Raw genomic sequence first — 368 nt, 5'->3', positions numbered from 1 at the left:
TCCTGCGGCTGCGGTTCGGGGGCAGGCTCTGGAACGACCGGCGGTGTTGGAATTTCCTCGGGCGCTGGCGGCTCGGCAGGCGTCTCGGGAGCGGGTTCGGGCTCCTCTATCGGCTCGGGCACCGGCAGAGGTTCCGGCTCGGACGGAACGACCGGCTCCGGTGTCGGCGGTATGGTCGGGGTCGGCTCGGGCTTTGGCTCCTGCGGCTGCGGCGCCGCTTCCGCCTCGACTGGCGGAGCTGGTGCGGGCTCGACCGACGGCGCGGCTTCAGCCTCAGGCTCCTCGCGCTTCAAAAACTCCGGGACGGTCTGCTCGGCCGCCGGCTTCAGCGCCTCCAGCGCGTCCCATTTGATCGGCGGCCGGGGGGC

At 72.6% G+C, this 368-nt stretch carries 1 pseudogene; it reads right to left on the bottom strand.

What is annotated here, in order from left to right:
* Positions 1 to 368: pseudogene (locus CN311_RS31735) on the bottom strand (signal recognition particle-docking protein FtsY); the annotation flags it as partial.

It is taken from the genome of Mesorhizobium sanjuanii, assembly GCF_002529485.1.
In the GTDB taxonomy this organism is placed as follows: domain Bacteria; phylum Pseudomonadota; class Alphaproteobacteria; order Rhizobiales; family Rhizobiaceae; genus Mesorhizobium; species Mesorhizobium sanjuanii.
Note: the sequence above shows the minus strand (reverse complement) of the source record. Positions and strands in the feature narration are given on the sequence as shown.